Raw genomic sequence first — 20,275 nt, 5'->3', positions numbered from 1 at the left:
TTACTTGGCTCCAGACTGTGCCTTGATTTCCTCGTAACGACGCATGACATCGTCCATGCCACCGATGTTGTAGAAGGCCTGCTCGGGGATATGGTCAACATCGCCACGGCAAATCATCTGGAATGACTCAATGGTGTCCTTCAGGGGCACGGTTGAGCCTTCAACGCCGGTGAATTGCTTAGCGGTGTAGGTGTTCTGCGACAGGAACTGCTCGATACGGCGAGCACGGGAGACAACAATCTTCTGTTCCTCAGAGAGTTCATCGACACCAAGGATGGCGATGATGTCCTGAAGTTCCTTGTTTTCCTGCAGAATCGCCTTGACCTGAATCGCGGTGTCGTAGTGCTCCTGACCGATGTACTGGGGATCCAGGATTCGGGATGTGGAGGACAGCGGATCAATCGCGGGGTACAGACCACGAGAAGCAATTTCACGAGACAGCTCGGTGGTTGCGTCGAGGTGTGCGAAGGTGGTTGCAGGCGCCGGGTCGGTGTAGTCATCCGCAGGAACGTAAATTGCCTGCATGGAGGTGATGGAGTGACCACGGGTTGAGGTAATACGCTCCTGGAGCAGACCCATTTCGTCGGCCAGGTTGGGCTGGTAGCCCACAGCTGAAGGCATACGGCCAAGCAGGGTTGAAACCTCAGAACCAGCCTGAGTAAAGCGGAAGATGTTGTCGATGAAGAGCAGCACGTCCTGGTTCTGGACATCGCGGAAGTACTCCGCCATGGTCAGGCCGGTCAGCGCAACACGCAGACGGGTTCCCGGCGGTTCGTCCATCTGGCCGAATACAAGGGCGGTGTCCTTAAGAACGCCTGCCTCTTCCATTTCAACCCAGAGGTCGTTACCCTCACGGGTACGCTCGCCCACACCGGTGAATACGGAGGTACCACCGAAGTTACGAGCAACGCGGGTAATCATTTCCTGAATCAGAACGGTCTTACCAACGCCTGCACCGCCGAAGAGGCCAATCTTGCCACCGCGAATGTAGGGGGTTAGAAGGTCAATTGACTTGATGCCGGTTTCCAGCATCTCGGTTGAACCTTCAAGGTCGGCGAAGCCGGGAGCTGCACGGTGGATAGGCCAGTAGGTATCGGCCTTGATTTCATCGTTGGAGACATCCAGAGCATCACCCAGGACGTTGAAGATGTGGCCCTTGACGCCGTCGCCAACGGGGACGGAGATGGGGGCACCTGTATCAACAACAGCCTGACCACGGACCAGGCCGTCGGTCTGCTGCAGGGAGATGGCGCGTACCAATGAGTCGCCCAGGTGCTGAGCGGTCTCAAAGGTGATCTTGCGGGTGGTGCCGTTGAGGGTGAGCTCAGCGGTCAGCGCATTGTAAATTTCGGGTACCTGGCCGGCAGGGAACTCAACGTCGACGACAGGGCCGATAACGCGAGCAATACGACCGGTTGCGCCCTGAGCCGGCGCGGTAGCCGATTCGTTCAGAGTGGCAGTCATTGTTCTCACTTACCTATGTAGAGAGTGGAAAAGTTTGTGGTGGGTTTATGAGGCGAGTGCGTCGGCGCCGCCAACAATTTCGCTGAGCTCCTGAGTAATTTCAGCCTGGCGAGCATTGTTCATCAGGCGGGTGTACTTCTTGATGAGCTCATCAGCGTTATCGCCTGCGGACTTCATCGCGCGCTGGCGAGATGCGAGTTCGGAGGCGGCGGCTTCAAGCAGGCACGCATAGATGCGGGAGGCAACATAGCGCGGGAGCAGTTCATCAAGCACTTCCTGGGGGTTGGGCTCAAATTCGAAGACCGAGTTCTGCTGGAACTGGTCATCTTCAAGACGTTCACCGGGGATGATGTCCTCACCGAGTGCCCGTGCAGCTGCCACCTCAATGGGGAGCAGGCGCAAGACGCGAGTCTCCTGAGTCACCATGGAAACGAACTCTGTATAGACGATGTGGAGATCATCGACTTCGCCGTTTTCGTAGGCGGCCAGTACAGCGTCACGAGCGGCAATTGCCATCTCGATGTTGGGGTTATCGGTGTTACCCTCCCATGCCTGTTCGTAATCACGTTCGCGGAAGTCAAAGTAGGACTTTGCCTTGCGACCGATCAGGTAGAGCTTGACATCGCGTCCCTCACCGCGGAGCTTCTCAATAAGACCCTCGGTTTTCTTGAGGACGGATGAGGAGTATGAACCCGCAAGGCCACGATCACTGGTTAGAACCAGAACTGCAGAGCGACCAACCCTATGCTTAGAGCTGGGATTGAGCAGGGGATGCTCAATGGGGTGCTGGGTCGCAATAGCAGTTACTGCCTTAGTCAGCGCATTTGCGTAGGGGCTTGCAGCCTCTGCGCTACGACGTGCCTTGTTAATGCGTGAGGTTGCGATCATCTCCATCGCCTTGAAGATCTTCTTCATAGACGATGTTGAAGTAATCTTTTGGCGGTAAACCCTAATCTGGGCTCCCATAGAGATTCCTTTCACTCCTAGTGGTGAGGGCCCCTCCCCCAAAAGGTGAGGGGCCAATCACGGAACTAGGAAAATCGCTAACCGATAGTTTCCTGTGATACTTCGCTGTCTGACAGAGGCTTGTGCTCTTCATGGCCGGCCTCAACCAGGTGGCTGGTGCCCTCTGAGCGGAAGCCCTTCTTGAAGTCAAGGATAGCGGCCTCAAGTGCTGCTACGGTGTCCTCTTCCAGCTTGCCCGATGATGCAATGTTCTGCAGTACCGAGGTTGAGCGGCGTAGGTGGTCCAGGAACTCTGCCTCAAAACGTAGGACGTCTGAAACTTCCAGATCATCCAGGTGACCGTTGGTGCCGGCCCAGATTGAAACAACCTGGTCCTCAACAGCGTAGGGAGTGTACTGGGGCTGGCGCAGAAGCTCGGTCAGGCGAGCACCGCGGGTCAGCTGAGCCTTAGAAGCATCGTCAAGGTCCGAGGCGAACATGGCAAATGCTTCCATTGCGCGGTACTGAGCCAGATCAAGCTTGAGGGTACCGGAGACCTTCTTCATTGCCTTGGTCTGAGCTGCACCACCGACGCGAGAAACAGAGATACCTACATCAACTGCGGGGCGCTGGTTAGCGTTGAAGAGGTCTGACTGCAGGAAGATCTGGCCGTCGGTGATGGAGATGACGTTGGTGGGGATGAAGGCTGAAACGTCGTTTGCCTTGGTCTCAATAATCGGGAAACCGGTCATTGAGCCTGCACCCAGCTCGTCTGAGAGCTTTGCACAGCGCTCAAGCAGGCGGGAGTGGAGGTAGAAGACGTCACCGGGGTAGGCTTCGCGGCCCGGAGGACGGCGCAGAAGCAGTGACACTGCACGGTAGGCTTCTGCCTGCTTTGAGAGGTCATCAAAAATGATGAGGACGTGCTTGCCACCGTACATCCAGTGCTGGCCGATAGCCGAACCGGTGTAGGGTGCAAGATACTTGAAGCCCGCAGCATCAGATGCAGGTGAAGCAACGATGGTGGTGTACTCCAGTGCGCCCTTCTGCTTGAGGGTTTCACGGACAGCTGCAATGGTGGAGGCCTTCTGGCCGATTGCTACATAAACGCAACGAACCTGCTTGGTGGGGTCGCCGCTTGCCCAGTTGTCCTTCTGGTTCAGAATGGTGTCAACCGCAATTGCAGTCTTGCCGGTCTGGCGGTCACCAATGATGAGCTGACGCTGGCCACGGCCGATCGGGATCATGGCATCAATTGCCTTGAGACCGGTCTGGAGGGGTTCGTGAACTGACTTACGCTGGGTGACGCCGGGGGCCTGAAGCTCGAGGGCGCGGCGACCTTCGGGTACGATCTCGCCCAGGTCATCGATGGGGTTACCCAGGGGGTCAACTACACGGCCCAGGTAGGCATCGCCTACAGGTACCGAGAGAACCTCGCCGGTGCGGTGGACTTCCTGGCCTTCTTCAATGCCGGTAAAGTCACCGAGGACGATGACACCAATGTCACGGGTGTCGAGGTTCTGTGCCAGGCCAAGGGTGCCGTCTTCAAAGCGAAGCAGCTCGTTAGCCATTACTGAGGGAAGGCCCTCAACGCGTGCGATGCCGTCGGATGCTGATGCAACTCGACCCACCTCTACGCGTTCTGCGTTGCCGGGTTCGTAAGACGCTGCGAATTCGTTCAGCGCGTTACGGACATCATCGGCGTTGATGGTCAAATCGGCCATCTTATGTCCCTGCTCTCCTAGATTGTTGGTAGGCCCGCCACCAGTGCTGACAGGCTCACCGAAACTTGTATGACGTGCCGGGGCGATATGCTCTGAGCTGGCCCGAATCGTCTGTGTATCTTCTAAATCACCGTCGAGGTCTCGACTGATGTCAACGATTATGCGAATGCTCTGCTGAGATCTGCCAGGCGGGTAGATAGAGTGCCATCGATGACCTCGTCCCCCACCTGTACTCTGAGCCCACCCAAAAGTGTGGAATCTACGGTGATATCGAGCTTGAGCTCTTTACCGTAGGTCTTGTTCAGGGAGCTCTGGAGTTTAGCAGTTTGCTCTGCAGTCAAGGGTCGTGCTGTAACAACCCGCGCAATCCACTTGTTCTGACGCTTGACGATGATTTCAACGAACTCGTTAGCCAAGCGTGCGGCAGTGGTGCCACGGGCTACGGTGCCAACTCGTTCGAGCAGAAGCCTGCCTTCTTCGGAGGACACCTTGCCACCGAGAGAAACGGCCAGCTTCTTGAGTGCTTCTTTGCTAGCCCGGGTGTCGGCCAGAGCAGCCTGTGCCTTAGCTGAAGCATCAACAGTGTTGATGAAGGTCAGCAGTTCGTTGACAGTCTGCTCCAGAGCGTCGATACCGCCGCGTTTCTCAGCAGACAGTGCTACTGCGGAAACAGCGGTTTTCTCGAGTGCATCTGCCAGATCTCGTTCGGCGCTCCAGCGGGCTTCTGCTGCCGCAGTCACGATTGCCAGAGCGTTATCGGAAATCTTACCGCCCAGCACTGAGCGGGCGATGCCTGCTCGCTGGGCCGCCTGACGGGAGGGGTCAGTGAGGCCTCGGCGGAACCCACCGTTGGTATCAATGACATCGACGATAGCAAAGAGTTCTGCTGCGAGGTCAGTCGGGTTCTGGCCAGCATGAGCTGCTAGCACCTGTTCCACCTTGTTCAGTGATTCAGTCGATACTGCTGACATTAGCGGGCCACACCTGCCTGCTGCTGAACTTCAAGGTCAGCAAGAAAACGATCGACGACACGTGAAGACCTCTCATCATCGCTGAGGGATTCGCCCACAATCTTGCCTGCCAGTGAGGTTGCCAGCACGCCAACTTCGGTGCGAAGTGAGGCTGCGGCAGCTGCACGTTCTGCTTCGATTGTCCTCTGAGCGTTCTCGGTGATGCGAGCAGCTTCTGCGGTAGCGCGCTCCTTGGCTTCAGCTACGATAGCCTCACCCTCGGCACGTGCTTCTTCACGAATTTTCTGTGCTTCCAGGCGAGCGCTTTCGAGCTGCTGGCCGTACTCTTCGCGTGCTGCTGCTGCCTCTGCCTGAGCCTTTTCGGCCTTGGCGAGACCACCCTCGATTGCTTCCTTACGGTCCTGGTAAATCTTTTCGAATGCCGGGACAACGTACTTGGTAACGATGAAGAGGAGGATCAGGAACCCGATGGCGGTAATGGCGATTTCCCAGACGTTAGGAATCAGAGGGCTAGCACCCTCTTCTGCAGCCATTAGGTAGGTCATAGGGGATTTTCCTGTTCTATAGTTTGGTCAAATTTTCGGCGGGGCCAAAAATTACTTGATGAGCGCAAGAACAAAGCCGAGAACTGCTAGAGCTTCAACCAAGGCGAAGCCCAGGAAGAGCATGGGCTGCAGGGTTTTCTGCGATTCAGGCTGGCGAGCCACGGAGGTCATGTAGGCCGCGAAGACCAGACCAACGCCGATGCCGCCACCGATTGCTGAAAGACCGTAGCCAACTGAGGTGAGTGAACCGGTAAGTTCCATTATGTTTGTTTCCTTTCACAGTGCCCCTACCCCTTAGGGCGTGTGTTGTCAGGGGCAGAGTATTTATTTGTGTAGACTCCCCGCGCGAGCGGGTTGCTTTTCTCGTCCGGCAGGTTGCCCTGCCGGAGAAAACCTTTAGTGGCCTTCGGAGACTGAACCCTGCAGGTAAACCGCAAGGAGCAGGGTGAAGACGTAAGCCTGGATGCACTGAATCATGAGTTCCAGGAAGTAGAGGAAGAGCCCCAGAGCACCGGAGCCAACTGAAGCAATCGCAGCGAAGCCGCCTGCTTCAACGATAAGGTACTGAGTCAGTGAGGCCGCAACCATGATTGCCAGGTGGCCACCGAACATGGTAGCGAAAAGACGCAGGGCGTGAGTTGCGGGCCGGATGAGCATGTTGGACATGAACTCAATGGGAATGAGGATGACGTAAACCAGCGGGGGAACACCAGCAGGCATGGTCATGTCTTTGAAGAACTTGCCCAGACCCTTGCGCTTGATGCCGACACCAACCCAGGTGATGTAGGCGATAGCAGCCAGCGCATAGGCGCTACCAACGTGTGACATGGTGGGAAGCTGAAAGACAGGAATGGAGCCGTAGAGGTTGTTGACCAGAATGAAGAAGAAAGCTGTGAATAGTAGGGGCACGAAAGGCTTGTAGTGGTGAGCGCCAATCAGCTCCTTGCCCAGACTGTTGCGCACCAGACCGTAGCCCATTTCACCGACAAACTGGGTCCGGGAGGGAACCATAGCGCGCTTGCGAGCGGCAAACATGAAGAAGCCAGCGACGATGACAACTGATAGCAGAATCAGAATTGTGTGCTTGCCGAATTCAAAGTCACCAATCTGGAAAAGGGCAGGCAGGTGCATGTCTTCGATGGTGGGCGGCACGTAGCCCTGCTGCTCTCCTGCTGCGACAACTAGCCCGTTTGAAATCAAGGCAAGTCCTTTCTTGCTTCGTGTTGGCCGCTTGTTATAAAGCAACCTCAGAGGTTTTAAGAATTAAAAATGTGTATGGGCCCGCTCCGAGGAGCCGGTTTTATTTGCTCTGTTGCATATGGATGAATACCAGATAGATACCACCAAAGGCACCGATAGCCGCGCCTGCCCAGACAATCCAGGAGGTACCCAGCAAGTGGTCCAGACCATAGCCTACCAAACTCCAGATACCAATACCTATCATGACATAGAGAAGCGTCATGACAGCCCCAGCGGTACCGCCGCCTGCTACAAGCTCACCAGCTGATCGCAATTGCTTATTCTGCTGGTACCATTTCTCATCGGCATTAGCCACCTATGCACGCTCCTTTGCTTAGCATTATCCTACCGAATCGAAGTAGAGGATTCTCTGTTTCGTGATAATTTTCGTTTCCAGGGCTAGCTGGACAAGCAGTCCAGTAACAGCTCCGGCCAGTAACCATCCGTTTCTAAAACCGTCCGGAATAGGTAGGAAAATTAGCAGGCCGGTGAAAACCAAAATTTTGAACGGATAGGAAGCCGCCAAGGCAACCGCAGCCGTCTTCATTGATTTCTTTTCCGTCAGGAGTGCAATAAGAATCCCGATAAAAAAGCTCAGGTAGACCAGCCCCAGACCGACAAGGAAAGCGCCTGCTGCCGGGTAACCTGCAATGACTACACCCACTATGCTACCGACAAGGGCCAAGATCGCCAAAGCCAGAGTCACGCAGGTCAGCATCCTGCGCCAAGGCATCTCATTGACCTTCAGGGGCTTACCTACCATTGGGCTGACCGACCTTTCTCAAGATAGCCGGCAGGGTAAGGTAGAGAGTCAGGACAAGAGCGACAAGCAGGGCCGCCCCCACAGCGTTCTGCGTTTCAAAGGGTAAGGCAATAACCGTGATAGTCGTCACCAAAACCGTTGCCAGGGTCACCACCCCGGCGCTGGCCAGGTGACTCAGGCCCAGATCCGTCAGCTTCTGGTAAGTGTGGGTCCGGTGGGGTTTGTACCACTGCTCCCCCTTGATAACACGACGCAACAAAGTAGTGCCGGTGTCAGCGAGGTAGACCAAAAGCGGTGCAAGGATGTATTCCACATAAACACCGGAGAGGAAAGCACCGACAGCCATTGAAGCAATGGCACCGCCCAAAAAGTAAGAGCCGGCATCCCCCAGAAAAACATTTTTGCCGGTACGCACATTCCAGGGCAGAAAAGCTAGATAGGCCGCCGCTACAGCAAGTCCCCCCGCAAGTAGCCAGGGCATATTATTGACCCAGCCCGCAAAAGCATAGGCACCGCCCACAGTAAGACCATGCAGGCCGGAAATGCCATTGATGCCGTCCATAAAATTCACCACATTGATGTAGGCGGCAATAGCAAAAACACCCAGCGGAATCCAAAACACGGATGTCCCCAGCATGATGGTCATACCTACGGTAACCACAAGACCAATGAGGAGCTGGATAGCTGCCCGGATCGCAATCGGCACACCGCTGTAATCTTCTAACCAGCCCAGTGCACCCGAAGCCAGCATTCCAAAGAGGACCAAGAGGGCAATCGATCGGTCTGTGGGAATCTGCCCATCAACAAGAACAGCGATATAGCCCAAAACTGCGGCAAGTGCCGTTGCCAAGCCCATGCCCCTAAAGACCGGGGAAGTGTGCGAAGAGCGGGCGGTGGGTATATCCACCAGGTTCCAGCGGTGCAGAAAGGGGCGAACCACAAAGGGGAGGAGCAGGCCAGCGCAACCGGCAAGAAGAGCCACAACGGTAGCCAGGCCAATCATTGATGAGGTTTCCATTTAGGCCGCCTGCCCGGGGCGTTCAACCCGATCGTAGCCGCGATGCTCACGATAGTTAGCCAGCCAGCGGCCATAGTCCAAATCGTTCGGGTCCATATCCGGTGCCTGGGCCCGCATAATATTCTCGTTTTCTTGGCTCCGCTGTACCTGTTCACCCAGACCAAAGAGGACCTCGTCGCGCTTTTCGCCAGCCCGCAAGCCGATGACATCAATAGCAACATCAAAGCGTTCGTAGAGACTTCGCATGTGTTCAGCCACCTTCATGATTTTGACCGGCTGACCCATATCGAGAACTAGCACTTCCCCGCTCTTACCAATGGCGCCGGCCAGCATGACCAGCAGGCAGGCGTCGGGAATTAGCATGAAGAAGCGGGTCGCATTGCGGTCGGTGACCGTCAGCGGACCGCCATCTAGAATCTGCTTGGTGAAGAGCGGTTTGATAGAACCCCGTGAACCGAATACGTTACCGAAGCGTACTGAGACGTAGGTTTTTCCGGTCTGCTTACCGTACCAACTCGTCAGCATTTCTGCGCTGCGCTTGGATTGCCCCAGTGCAGTGGTGGGGTCAGCTGCCTTATCGGTCGAGATATTCACAAAAGCTTCAACATCTACTAGAGATGCAGCCTTTAGGACGTTCGCGGTACCCAGCGTATTAGTCTTGTAGGCCTCCTTGGGGTAGGCCTCCAGCGCGGACACATGTTTGAGGGCAGCGGCATGAAATACAACCTGAGGTTTACGTTCAAGAAATACTGCCTCGATAGCTTCAGCATCACGCACATCAGCCAGAATAACGCTCGGGTCATCAAGGCTAGAAAGACCGGTCATAGAGTATCGAGTATCCATCAGCAGGGATTCGTCGCGGTCCAGCATCATCAGTTCTGCAGGTTCATACCCGCTTAGCAGCCGGCACAGCTCAGAACCGATTGAACCACCGGCGCCAGTCACCAGCACCCGACGACCCTGGACATAGCTCCGGATCAGGGCATGGTCAATCTTGTAATCGATTTTCCCTCGGATTCCCTCTAAGAGTTCACGCTCATTGCCCTCGTGAGTTCGACGGCTAGCCCCCGAAAAATCAGGAACAACTGAGTTGATGCGAATTGTTTCTACGCCCAAATCTTTCATGGTCTGGGCAACGTGAACCAGACGCCGCTCGGGGATTTCTTCACCAATAGCTATGAGAACCTTACGCGCACCGTGCTTTTTGACCAGTGCAGGCAGTTCAGCGCTCGTACCCTCCACCTTAACCGAGTGGATTCTAGCGTTCTTGACCGATCGGTCATCATCCACGATGGAGACAGGCAGGTACTTTGCCTTGGGGTCCGTCATCAAGGAAGAGACGAGGTTACGCCCCAAAAATCCTGCACCATAAATAATGACGCGTTCGGAGCCCTCCCCCGTGGGACGGTTGGTGGTTTCCTCGTAAATCCGCTTAAGGTAGCGAAAACCCATCATCAGCAAAATAGCAATGGGGAAAGCGATCATAACCACAGACCGAGGCACCCCAAAAGTACGGGAGTACATCATCAACAAAAACTGCATGATAACCAGGTTGATCAGGAGCAAGGGGTAAAGCTTGCTCCCCTCCTGCAAGGTGCCATAACTGTGGCGGCCACGATAGAGACCCAACATCAGCCCGCCACCCACCTGAAGGGTAACCATCACAAGGGCCACAAGGGTAAGTCCCTGCGGGTCGATCTGATCGGTATCCATGCCGTAACGCAGCATGAAAGCAACGGGTAGCGCAAGCAGCCATGCCAGGGAGTCAAGCAGAACTTGAATGTACTTCCACCAATTCTTGCGCTCAGACGTTGAGGTGAGAGCGGGAATCGAGGTGGTCTGCAAGGAGGGTTCCTTAGACAATGTCGCCCTTTCTCTCAATCACTTGCGGGGTCCGACCGGTCATCCAGCGGAATGCTTTGGTTCGTATCTTTTCGGGGGCTAGACGGTAGAGACCGCGAATACCCATATTCTTTGCAAAACGCGCGGAACTCACCACGTTTCCGCTGTAGAGCCGGCGCTGAACATCAATGTCTTTGCGCAGGGCGCTTATTCCACCTCTACGGGTGTAGGCCGTACTAACCCGATATTTAACTAAGGGATCGGGAAGGTTACCCAGAATAAAACCTGCCTTATCCATACGCGCCCACAGCCAGTAATCCTCGGCCCCCGGCAGCTCGATATAGCTACCCACAGCTTGGACAGCACTCCTACGGAATACGACGGTCGGGTGGAGCATGGGGTTGCGTCGGGGAATAACTTCGCTAATACGCCGCGACCCTGTAGCTACACGGCGCAGGGCATCGGGGGTACTCGGGTCTAGAGAGAACTCGTACATGGCACTTCCCAGCACGTCAAACCGTCCGTCTGCTAGCAGGGGTATCTGGTGTTCGAACCGTTCCGGTACTGAGATATCGTCGGCATCAGCACGGGCAACGATATCGTAAGCGCAGGCGCTTAGACCTTCGCGCAGGGCAGCAGCCAGCCCGTGGTTTTCTGCCAGCTCAATATGCTCGACTGGCATGGGTGCCGATATCTTAAAGTCAGCAATGACCTCGGCTACCTCCTGAGTTACAGGACCGTCCTGAACCAAAACTACCTGGGTGGGAGGGAGCGTCTGCTCAACAGTATTAGAGTTCAGTGCCGCCTTCAGGTTCTGGGGAGTATCACCCCGGTAGACACTCATCAACAAAGAAAAATCGCTGGCACCGCGGTATTGTGCGCGCACTATCTCGGCTAAATTTGGGGTCTCTAACTGGTAGATATCTTTGAGTACCTCAGAGTTAGAGCGGTAGCCGGCAAGAGCATCTTTAAGGCCGTTCAAGAAATACCCGCTATAGACTTTCTTATCATCGGATCCTAAGAGGGTGCTAGCCCACAGTCGGGCGGTAGAACCGCCATAGAGTAGCTTTTCGTGCGGGGCGAGAGTACGCCGAGCACAAAAAACCCAGAGCTTGTTGCGCACATCATGATAGAAACGTGGCCCCGGGGCAGTATCGGTTGTACCGAAAGTCTTAGTGTTGTGGACAGCAACAGAACGCTCAGTGGCAATCCCCTGGCTATGCTGAATCAGCCTGGTGGTGTACTCGAAATCATCGTTCCAGATGAAGAAGTCAGCAAGCGGTAACTCTGTAGCACGCATGGCCGCCCCGTCCATCAAAATCGAGACAAAAGAAGCAGAGCGGATAGGGCGCGCACCCACAGCCGCGGCCTGCGCGGTTCGTTCTGCACCAGCGGCGAACATGGTTCGCATAGTGTTCATGGGGTGATCTTCGCCATTAGTCCAGACCACCTTGGAGGCAACCACCGCAGGGCGTTCAGCCTTAACAGGTGAGTAATTAGCCCAAGCCCGGTAAGCCTCGCTCAAAGTTCCCTCGGTTGGCTCGGTATCATCGTCCATAACCCAGACCAAATCGGCCCGATGACGGACCAGGGCACGGTCAATACCGACGGTAAACCCGCCAGCCCCACCCACGTTCTCGGGCAGGTGAACAATATCTGCTTCAAGCTCATAGTCCAGGCTCTCAAGATAGTCCGGAGTGGAATCCGTTGAAGCGTTGTTGACGATAATAACGACATCAGGGGTGAGCAGACCGCCAGCTATACCAGCCAGAGTACGCTCCAAGAGGGCACGCCGGTTGTAGGTGACAACAACGGCGGCGATACACTCAGCCGGTCGCTGCTGGTTACTCTGGTCAGAAACCATAAAGAACAGGTCCTTTCGTGGGCTTAAGGCCACCTATACGCGGCCCCTGCCCGGAAGAAAGGGCAGAATCCACACAACTACATAAAGTTTACCTAACCCGGCTGAGTATTACCCCCATGAGCACGGGCATCAAGGCTACCCTTGTTTTTTATCAGCCCCTTACGTGCAATGAGGCCCCGGCTGTGACAACCTTAAAAGGACAGGGGTTCACTGGCTCCATTTAGCTCACAAGGGAGAAAAGGCATGGCTCACGCCACATGGAAAGTTATTGGTGCAAGCGGCTTTGTGGGGTCATCAATCCTTGCCCGGCTAGCCTCAGAAGGTGTCACGCTCGAGGCGGTTGAGGCTCCACGCCTACTCACCCGAACTAGTGACCCCGACAAACTCATTGCCGAGGCTCGCTCCCTGGAGGGCATTATCGATACCCTGGCTGATTCCTTTGCCGGGTGCGACCTTATTATTAATGCTTCAGGTCTGGCTGCCCCCGACCAAGAAGACTTGGCTCCTCTAATCGGGGCAAATGCTCTGCTCCCCATCATCATTGCCATTGCCGCCCAGCGAACAGGTGTGCGCCGAGTCATCCATATCTCATCAGCCGCTGTTCTAGGCGCGGCCAGTGTACTAACCCCCACCGAAGAAACTGACCCGTTCTCCGCATACTCATTTTCCAAGGCCCTGGGCGAAGAAGCCCTACTAAAGATTCGCTCCTTCGTAGAAGAAACTGCTGCTCAAGGCCGTGCCCCAGGATCTGAACAATCCGAGTTCCCTGCCGCTCCCTCGTACGCGCCGGTTCAGGTTGCAAAAGATCACGCGGTAGAAATCTGTATTATTCGGGCCACTAGCGTCCAGGGACGCGGTCGCCGCACCACCCAGGCTTTCGCCAAAATTGCATCCTCACCGCTGGCATCGGTTGCTGGTTCAGCAAGCCGCCGGACCCCCGTGTCATCTAACTACGCTCTGGCTGAATTCGTGCATATGATTGCTGCCTTTGAAGGTGAGCTGCCCGCCATCGTAGTTCAGCCCTGGGAAGGCGCAACCACCGAGTCTGTTCTCGTCGATGCAGGGCGCCGGCAACCAATCCACCTGCCTGAAGCGCTCTGCCGCGCCGCAGTTTCTGCCGGTTATAAGGTCTCCGAACTCCTGGGCGATAGGCTGACCGGGCCGGTGCGTCGCGTAGAAGTCATGTGGTTTGGCCAGGATATTGACGACTCCTGGGCTAGGGCTCACGGGCTAATCCCCCAGGCACGGGTGCAAGAGGTCTTACGCACTGCCCATAGCTCTTTGGGTTCAAAACGGGACCGTAAGTTCAGCGATTAGTTTTATGCAAAATCAAGGGGAGGGCCGGTTCATTACCAACCGGCCCCCCTGCTCACAGCGGCTATAGCCTGCTAGGAGCCTTAGGCCTCTGGTAGCTCCTCAAGCTCGTCCAGTTCCGCCTGCCCAGCCGTGCTTTCAAGCGTGATGCCCGCTGAGGTGCTCGAGCTAGCACCAAAAACTAAGGCTCGGGCCTCAGCCACGGTAAAGGGCTTAGTCTTATCTTCCACCGTGCGAATGGGTGCCACATAGGCAGTAGCTGTTCGCTTCTGGTCCACCGCCTTCAGCCCGCTATGAGAGACCAGGTGAGCCGCCAGGGAACCTGCAACCGGTGCGGCAGCCTTTGGTCCAACACCATCGATTTCTTGCTGATCTGAGTCGTTCTCCAGGGTAGTCATAGCCTGCTGGGTCTGGGCCAGAGCAACCTCGGCCTCCCGCCGGGCTTTCTCTTGCTCGTCAAACTCTGCTCGGGTCACTACTGAGGGCACAACCTCGCGCAGCCGCTCAACCGGGATAGCGCCTTCTCGCACCACAATCAGTCGATCCGAGGTGCAGTCCACAATGGTCGAGGGTTGGGCATGTACCGACTCAAAATCATCGGAACGCTCGGCGGGACGAGGGCCGCCATCAAGAATAAGCTCAACGTCTGCGCCCAGCTGCTCCATGGCTTCATCAGCGGTGGTTGCCGCTACACGCCCCGTTTTATTAGCTGAGGATACGGCAAGAGGGCCCAGCTTTTTGAGCAGCTCGATCGCTACAGGGTCATGTGGAACACGCAGTGCTACCGTTCCCTGAGTCTCCCCCAGGTCCCAGTTCAGAGAAGGCTGAGAGTAGAAAATCAGGGTCAGCGCTCCAGGCCAAAAAGCATCGGCAAGGGCCCGCGCATCAGCTGACACCTCATCAGCCAGCCCCGCCAGTACGGCCTTATCGTAAATCAAAACAGGCGGGGGCATCTGACGGCTTCGCCCCTTAGCTGCCAGCAAAGCAGTAACGCCCTCAACAGAAAAAGCGTCTGCGGCAATACCGTAGACGGTATCGGTCGGAATGACGATGGGCTTGTGGTCTTTAATGACCGACTCAGCAGTAGCTATAGCCTGGTCAAAGGCTTCTTGATCTGTGGCACTAACAATGGTTGCTTTCACACTCTTTATTCTTTCACATTCCTAGCTCTTGGACACCGGTTTGTAGCCGCTGGTGTGACGGGGTTTACCCGCCAGATCGTCAATAGATTCAGTACGCTCAAAACCTGCCTTTTCAAAGGCTTGGCGCATGAGCTCCCGCTGGGTTTCCGCGTGCTCCATAATCAGGTACCCTCCAGGAGCCAGCAAATCGTAGGCACGGTAAGCTATCGCGGAGGGCAACTCCATGCCGTCTTCTCCCCCACCGTAAAGGGCAAGTGCCGGATCGTGGTCTCTGACTTCGGGATCCTTTGGAACAGCACCCTGCGGAATATAAGGTGGGTTCGAGGCAACCAGTGTCACCTGTCCCTTGAGCTCTTCCAGTGCGGTGAGGGCATCACCCCTGACCAGTCGAGCACCCGTACCATCAAGATTACGCTCAGCCCAAGCGGCCGCATCCTTGGACAGCTCGACCGCTAGCACCTCAGCCCCAGCCAGCTCAGTAGCTAGCGAAGCAGCAATCGCCCCGGAACCCGTACAGAGGTCAAGGACCAGGGGGCGATGCGGCAGGGTGCCCTTGGCCACGCGACGCTGATACTCTACGACAGCGTGTTCAACCAGTAGCTCAGTCTCAGGACGCGGAACAAAGACCCCCGGGCCAACAGAAAGGGTCAGCCCCCGGAAATGGGCCTGCCCGGTCAGGTGCTGGAGCGGGATCCGCTGACCGCGCAGAGTCACCAGCCGATCAAAATCAGCAGGCACCGGGGTACCCAGCAGAGCAAGAGTTTGAACCCTCCCCCGGCTGACCGGCTCACCGGTCTGCTTCTCCAACAGATAGGCCGCAAGCAGCTGGCTATCAGCCTGGGAGGATTCCACCCCTGCCTCAGCCAGGTAGACCGAGGCCCGGCCAAGAGCTGAATCCAGATCCTCACCGGGCAAGGCAGAAAAGTCAGCCACGATTATTTGTTGTCCTGGCCTAGTTTCTCAAGACGGGCGGCTTCATCCATCTCAATAGCAGACTGGATAACAGCGCCCAGGTCACCGTTGAGGACAGCGTCCAGGTTGTAAGACTTGTAGCCGGTGCGGTGATCCGCAATACGGTTTTCGGGATAGTTGTAGGTACGGATACGCTCTGACCGGTCCATGGTGCGCACCTGGGAGTGACGCTTCTCGGCGTTCTCCGCATCGATCTGCTCCTGCTGCCAAGCCAAGAGACGGGCGCGGAGCACGCGCATAGCAGCTTCGCGGTTCTGAATCTGCGACTTTTCGTTCTGCATAGCTACCACGATGCCGGTTGGCAGGTGGGTAATACGCACAGCGGAGTCAGTGGTGTTCACTGACTGTCCACCGGGGCCAGATGAACGGTAAACATCGATCTTCAGATCGTTTTGGTTAATGTCGATTTCCTCGGGTTCATCGACCTCGGGGAAAACCAGCACGCCGGCGGCAGAGGTGTGGATACGCCCCTGGGACTCTGTTGCGGGTACACGCTGAACACGGTGAACACCGCCCTCGTACTTGAGGTGAGCCCAGACGCCCTCAGCCGGATCAGTAGAGTTGCCCTTGATAGCAATCTGGGCATCCTTGTAGCCGCCCACATCGGTGCTCTGGGAGGAAATCATCTCAGTCTTCCAGCCCTTGGTTTCCGCGTAGCGGGTGTACATGCGCAAGAGGTCAGCGGCAAAGAGGGAAGCCTCGTCACCACCTTCACCACCCTTGACCTCCAGAATGACGTTGCGGCCATCGTCCGGGTCGCGGGGAATCAGCAAGCGGCGCAGTTTTTCCTCTGCGGCAGGGAGCTTGGCTTCAATTTCTTTGACCTCAGCGGCGAACTCGGCGTCCTCGGCTGCCATTTCGCTAGCAGCCTGGAGGTCATCACGCAGGGCAGTGACCTTCTTATAGGCTTCAACGATGCCGTTGAGCTCTGCGTAACGGCGACCGAGTTTGCGTGCCTTACCCTGGGCGGCGTGCACAGCGGGGTCAGCCAGCTGTTTTTGGAGGTCTGCGTGTTCATCGAGCAGACCCTGGATTGAATCAATCACTGTATGTGCCTCTTCTTCGCGGTGCCCGCTACAGGCACCTCAATCTTTTGTTTAAGGGGTGAAGCACCGCCTGCCCCGTGTGGAGCAGGCGGTGTACCGAGCCTTTATTCGCCGTGGCCGAGCCCGCTCTTAGAAACGGTCAGCAGGAATTCGACGTTGGACTGAGTCTCGCGGAGCTTGCTGAGCAGAACCGAGAGTGACTGCTCCTGATCCATGCCAGCTAGGACGCGGCGCAGACGCCACATAATCTTGATTTCCTCGGGTGAGAGGAGTGCCTCTTCGCGGCGGGTGCTGGAAGCGTTGAGGTCGATAGCAGGGAAGATACGCTTATCGGCCAGGTGGCGGGAAAGGCGCAGTTCCATGTTGCCGGTACCCTTGAATTCCTCAAAGATAACCTCGTCCATCTTGGAGCCGGTCTCAACCAGGGCGGTAGCCAAAATGGTCAGTGAGCCACCCTCCTCAATATTGCGAGCCGCACCGAAGAACTTCTTGGGCGGGTAGAGCGCAGCGGCATCGACACCACCGGAGAGGATACGGCCCGATGCGGGGGCGGCCAGGTTGTAGGCACGGCCCAGACGAGTCATGGAATCCAGCAGAACGACAACGTCGCGGCCCTGCTCTACCAGCCGCTTAGCGCGTTCAATGGCGAGTTCAGCGACAATGGTGTGGTCATCGGCGGGGCGGTCAAATGTGGAGGCAATGACCTCACCGTTGACGGTGCGCTGCATGTCGGTTACTTCTTCGGGGCGCTCATCGACCAGAACCATCATGAGGTGAACCTCAGGATTGTTAGTGGTGATAGCGTTCGCGATGGACTGAAGCATCAGGGTCTTACCGGCCTTGGGGGGTGCAACAATAAGACCGCGCTGGCCCTTACCGATGGGGGCAACCAGGTCAATGACGCGGGGGCCAACCTTCTTGGCTTCGGTCTCCAGGCGCAGGCGCTCCTTGGGGTAAAGCGGGGTTAGCTTGTTGAAGTCGCGGCGGCCTTTGGACTCTTCGGGGGTCAGACCGTTGATGGTGGTGACCTGAACCAGAGCGTTGAACTTCTGGCGGTTGTTGTTATCGCCTTCTCGAGGGGCACGGATTGTGCCTACGATTGCGTCGCCCTTGCGCAGGCCGTGACGCTTGACCTGGGCCAGCGAAACATAGACATCGTTGCTACCGGGCAGGTAGCCGGAGGTACGAACAAAAGCGTAGTTATCTAGAACGTCAAGAACACCGGCGACGGGGATCAGAACATCGTCTTCACGGATCTCGGGCTCGAAGTCGTCCCTGCGATTGCTACGGCGTTCACGGCGCTCCTGCTGGCGGTCGCGGCGGTTCTTACGACCGTTGCGGCGGTCCTCGTCGGGGCCGTTGTTCTGCTGGCGCTCAGAGCGGTTATCGCGGTCGTTGTTCTTAGAACGGTTATCGCGGTCCTGCTTCTCGGAGCGATCCTGCTTGTCACCGCGGTTGTCGCGGTCCCGGCGGTTCTTGCGCTCGAAGCGTTCGGTCTTTTCGTTACCGTTGCTTTCGGTGCTATCAGCCGATTCGGCTGTCTCGGTTTCGGCCTTGCGACGGCGGTCGTTGCGGGTACGAGTTCGGGTAGCGCGGGGAGCTTCCTCGCCCTCAGCATTTTCACCGCGGCCGGCTTTCTTGGACTCGACTGCATCCAGGGCAGCTTCTACTGCTTCGAGGGGGTTAGCCTCAGCAGCGGTAGCCGATGCGCTGGTAGCACGGCGGTTGGTGCGACGCTTAGTTGCGGGCTTCTCTGCCTTTTCCTCAGCTGCATCCTGGTCGCTCTGCGCAGGGGCTTGGGCCTCTGCAGTTTTTTCGGCGGCTTTTTCTGCGGCAGTCTTACGGGTGCGGGTACGCTTAGGCTTTTCAGCGGGAGCGGCCTCAGGAGCGGGTGTCTCTTCACGGTCGGCGATAGCGCCGCCACGCTGGTGGGAGCTAATAGCTTCAACCAGGTCTGACTTACGCATACGACGAGCGCCGGTGATGCCCAGCTGGGAGGCTAGGGACTGGAGCTGAGCGAGCTTGAGAGTGCTCAGGCTTGGGGACTTGGTTTCTACCGCTTGTGCGGTTTCCGTACCTGCGGTGAGGTCGGTGTTTTCTGCCACGAAGATTCCTTCTCTCGAAATGTCGTTGATTTCGCGGGTGGTAGTGACGCAACAGATGCGTCATGCCCAGAACGGGCGAGTGTTCATAAATTAGCTAACTAGCTATCAGCATCGGCTGATGCGCGGACTAGGTAACGGATGTGCGAAAGCACAACTGCTGATGAGCACGGCTATGCCTGGGACAGCAGAAAGGCTAGTGCCATAAGGCAGAACCTTGGTAAACGGCCAAATACCTGAGGCTTCTACAGGTTTCGAAACCGTGAAACGGAGAACATAAGTTCGGGTCTAGGGGTATGGCCCCTAAGGAACTAAGCGTTTTCCTCATAGGTAAGCATAACACCTTGCGTGTCAATATCGATATTCAGCACGCGCCAGGTGACCGGTTGACCTTCATAGGTGCCGGCTTCGGGGTGGGTTACGAACTCAGCAATAGCAGAGCCGATATGTTCCCGTTGCTCCTGCCCCTGTGCCAGAACCATGACGGTGGGGCCAGCCCCGGAGATCACTGCCGCATAGCCCAAGCCACGTAAGTGCTGAACCAGTGCGGCACTGGGTTTCATGGCAGCAGCCCGGTAGGACTGGTGGAGTAGATCGCTGGTGCCGGGGAGCAGGTACTCTGGGTAGGAGGTCAGTGCCTGGGCTAGCAGGGCAGCGCGCCCTGCATTGGTGGCGGCTTCGCGGTGAGGAACGGTTTCGGGAATCAGACCGCGGGCAACCCTGGTTGGCACCTGGTAGTCGGGTACCGCAATCACGGGGAGGACCTCAGGGTGAGCGGGGACGGGCAGGGAATGCCAACCCGAATCATCACCGTAGGAGATCACCACCTGGCCGAACAGTGAGGGGGCGACATTGTCGGGGTGCCCCTCCATACCCGAACAAATCTGGAGTACAGTATCAGCATCAAGCTGGAGCTCAGCAGGTAGCAGTCCGTTTGCGGCACTTACCCCGGCAACAATGGCAGAGGCAGATGATCCCATACCGCGCGAATGCGGAATGCGGTTATGAGCCTGAATGTGCAAGCTGGGTAGCTCAAGAAGCCCTGCGGCTTTCCAGGCGGTCTGCATAGCCTTGACTACCAGGTGGCTGGCATCGCGGGGCACCTGGTCGGCACCCTCGCCGGACAGGTCGAAAGTCAGCTCTCCCTCCCCCGCTAGCCTGGTCACAACCAAATCGTCGTAGTAGGCCAGGGATAGGCCCAGGGAATCAAAGCCGGGGCCAAGGTTGGCTGAGGAGGCCGGTACCCGCACCGTCACGCGGGCACCCACCGGGATAGCATGAGGCTCAAGCAGGGATTCGTCTGAACCGTCAGTCATCGACAAAA

At 56.7% G+C, this 20,275-nt stretch carries 18 protein-coding genes; 1 reads left to right on the top strand and 17 read right to left on the bottom strand.

Annotated features, from left to right (window positions below; translation table 11 throughout):
* The 12 genes from atpD to ACN08Y_RS05905 all read right to left on the bottom strand — a co-directional run bounded on the left by atpD (position 1) and on the right by ACN08Y_RS05905 (position 12,375).
* Entirely contained in the window at positions 1-1,464 is a 1,464-nt protein-coding gene (gene atpD / locus ACN08Y_RS05960; RefSeq protein ID WP_419100628.1) for a F0F1 ATP synthase subunit beta, read from the bottom strand.
* A gap of 45 nt (positions 1,465-1,509) precedes the next feature.
* A complete protein-coding gene (locus tag ACN08Y_RS05955; protein WP_419100629.1) occupies positions 1,510-2,430 on the bottom strand; it encodes a F0F1 ATP synthase subunit gamma in 921 nt (306 codons plus the stop codon).
* 77 nt (positions 2,431-2,507) lie between these two features.
* On the bottom strand, positions 2,508-4,133 hold the full coding sequence (gene atpA / locus ACN08Y_RS05950) for a F0F1 ATP synthase subunit alpha (protein ID WP_419104567.1): 1,626 nt from the start codon (positions 4,131-4,133) through the stop codon (positions 2,508-2,510).
* A 158-nt stretch (positions 4,134-4,291) separates the two neighbouring features.
* Entirely contained in the window at positions 4,292-5,104 is an 813-nt protein-coding gene (locus ACN08Y_RS05945) for a F0F1 ATP synthase subunit delta (RefSeq protein ID WP_419104568.1), read from the bottom strand.
* The gene (locus ACN08Y_RS05940) at positions 5,104-5,649 is read right to left on the bottom strand and encodes a F0F1 ATP synthase subunit B (protein ID WP_419104569.1); all 546 of its coding nucleotides are present in this window, start codon (positions 5,647-5,649) and stop codon (positions 5,104-5,106) included. Before ACN08Y_RS05940 ends, ACN08Y_RS05945 begins: the two co-directional genes overlap by 1 nt.
* A gap of 51 nt (positions 5,650-5,700) precedes the next feature.
* Entirely contained in the window at positions 5,701-5,910 is a 210-nt protein-coding gene (gene atpE / locus ACN08Y_RS05935; RefSeq protein WP_419104570.1) for an ATP synthase F0 subunit C, read from the bottom strand.
* A gap of 135 nt (positions 5,911-6,045) precedes the next feature.
* Complete coding sequence (atpB, locus tag ACN08Y_RS05930; RefSeq protein WP_419112111.1) at positions 6,046-6,849, bottom strand: F0F1 ATP synthase subunit A; 804 nt, start codon at positions 6,847-6,849, stop codon at positions 6,046-6,048.
* A gap of 100 nt (positions 6,850-6,949) precedes the next feature.
* The gene (locus ACN08Y_RS05925) at positions 6,950-7,204 is read right to left on the bottom strand and encodes a hypothetical protein (RefSeq protein ID WP_419100634.1); all 255 of its coding nucleotides are present in this window, start codon (positions 7,202-7,204) and stop codon (positions 6,950-6,952) included.
* A 24-nt stretch (positions 7,205-7,228) separates the two neighbouring features.
* Positions 7,229-7,594 carry a hypothetical protein gene (locus ACN08Y_RS05920; protein WP_419112110.1) on the bottom strand — a complete coding sequence of 122 codons (366 nt, stop codon included), beginning with the start codon at positions 7,592-7,594 and terminating at the stop codon, positions 7,229-7,231.
* A gap of 46 nt (positions 7,595-7,640) precedes the next feature.
* Positions 7,641-8,669, bottom strand: a complete 1,029-nt coding sequence (locus tag ACN08Y_RS05915; protein WP_419112109.1) for an MraY family glycosyltransferase — start codon at positions 8,667-8,669, stop codon at positions 7,641-7,643.
* On the bottom strand, positions 8,670-10,532 hold the full coding sequence (locus tag ACN08Y_RS05910; protein ID WP_419112108.1) for a polysaccharide biosynthesis protein: 1,863 nt from the start codon (positions 10,530-10,532) through the stop codon (positions 8,670-8,672). It abuts the gene before it with no gap.
* On the bottom strand, positions 10,525-12,375 hold the full coding sequence (locus ACN08Y_RS05905) for a glycosyltransferase (RefSeq protein WP_419112107.1): 1,851 nt from the start codon (positions 12,373-12,375) through the stop codon (positions 10,525-10,527). The genes ACN08Y_RS05910 and ACN08Y_RS05905 overlap by 8 nt, the downstream gene beginning before the upstream one ends.
* 243 nt (positions 12,376-12,618) lie before the next feature.
* Here ACN08Y_RS05905 and ACN08Y_RS05900 point away from each other — a divergent pair, with 243 nt between their 5' ends.
* Positions 12,619-13,692, top strand: a complete 1,074-nt coding sequence (locus ACN08Y_RS05900; RefSeq protein WP_419112106.1) for an NAD-dependent epimerase/dehydratase family protein — start codon at positions 12,619-12,621, stop codon at positions 13,690-13,692.
* Between the two features lie 80 nt (positions 13,693-13,772).
* Here the strand turns inward: ACN08Y_RS05900 and ACN08Y_RS05895 are convergent, their stop codons facing one another.
* The 5 genes from ACN08Y_RS05895 to thrB form a co-directional block, all read right to left on the bottom strand.
* Positions 13,773-14,831, bottom strand: coding sequence for an L-threonylcarbamoyladenylate synthase (locus ACN08Y_RS05895; protein WP_419112105.1), 1,059 nt, complete (start codon positions 14,829-14,831; stop codon positions 13,773-13,775).
* A 21-nt stretch (positions 14,832-14,852) separates the two neighbouring features.
* On the bottom strand, positions 14,853-15,764 hold the full coding sequence (prmC, locus tag ACN08Y_RS05890; protein ID WP_419112104.1) for a peptide chain release factor N(5)-glutamine methyltransferase: 912 nt from the start codon (positions 15,762-15,764) through the stop codon (positions 14,853-14,855).
* 2 nt (positions 15,765-15,766) lie between these two features.
* Positions 15,767-16,849 carry a peptide chain release factor 1 gene (prfA, locus tag ACN08Y_RS05885; RefSeq protein WP_419100642.1) on the bottom strand — a complete coding sequence of 361 codons (1,083 nt, stop codon included), beginning with the start codon at positions 16,847-16,849 and terminating at the stop codon, positions 15,767-15,769.
* Positions 16,850-16,953: 104 nt separating this feature from the next.
* Complete coding sequence (gene rho / locus ACN08Y_RS05880; RefSeq protein ID WP_419112103.1) at positions 16,954-18,954, bottom strand: transcription termination factor Rho; 2,001 nt, start codon at positions 18,952-18,954, stop codon at positions 16,954-16,956.
* Between the two features lie 308 nt (positions 18,955-19,262).
* Positions 19,263-20,267, bottom strand: coding sequence for a homoserine kinase (thrB, locus tag ACN08Y_RS05875; protein ID WP_419112102.1), 1,005 nt, complete (start codon positions 20,265-20,267; stop codon positions 19,263-19,265).
* Positions 20,268-20,275: the final 8 nt, after the last annotated feature.

Origin of the sequence: Rothia sp. P5764 (assembly GCF_048512965.1) — a bacterium.
Taxonomy (GTDB): domain Bacteria; phylum Actinomycetota; class Actinomycetes; order Actinomycetales; family Micrococcaceae; genus Rothia.
The sequence above is the reverse complement of the archived record's forward strand: the minus strand, read 5'-3'. Positions and strand labels throughout refer to the sequence as shown.

What these genes read in the sequence shown, in the direction of transcription:
- ACN08Y_RS05940 (WP_419104569.1), bottom strand. Translation starts at nt 5,649, where the DNA reads ATGACCTACCTAATGGCTGCAGAAGAGGGTGCTAGCCCTCTGATTCCT.
- ACN08Y_RS05905 (WP_419112107.1), bottom strand. Translation starts at nt 12,375, where the DNA reads ATGGTTTCTGACCAGAGTAACCAGCAGCGACCGGCTGAGTGTATCGCC.
- ACN08Y_RS05915 (WP_419112109.1), bottom strand. Translation starts at nt 8,669, where the DNA reads ATGGAAACCTCATCAATGATTGGCCTGGCTACCGTTGTGGCTCTTCTT.
- atpE (WP_419104570.1), bottom strand. Translation starts at nt 5,910, where the DNA reads ATGGAACTTACCGGTTCACTCACCTCAGTTGGCTACGGTCTTTCAGCA.
- ACN08Y_RS05900 (WP_419112106.1), top strand. Translation starts at nt 12,619, where the DNA reads ATGGCTCACGCCACATGGAAAGTTATTGGTGCAAGCGGCTTTGTGGGG.
- thrB (WP_419112102.1), bottom strand. Translation starts at nt 20,267, where the DNA reads ATGACTGACGGTTCAGACGAATCCCTGCTTGAGCCTCATGCTATCCCG.
- ACN08Y_RS05955 (WP_419100629.1), bottom strand. Translation starts at nt 2,430, where the DNA reads ATGGGAGCCCAGATTAGGGTTTACCGCCAAAAGATTACTTCAACATCG.
- atpD (WP_419100628.1), bottom strand. Translation starts at nt 1,464, where the DNA reads ATGACTGCCACTCTGAACGAATCGGCTACCGCGCCGGCTCAGGGCGCA.
- ACN08Y_RS05945 (WP_419104568.1), bottom strand. Translation starts at nt 5,104, where the DNA reads ATGTCAGCAGTATCGACTGAATCACTGAACAAGGTGGAACAGGTGCTA.
- atpA (WP_419104567.1), bottom strand. Translation starts at nt 4,133, where the DNA reads ATGGCCGATTTGACCATCAACGCCGATGATGTCCGTAACGCGCTGAAC.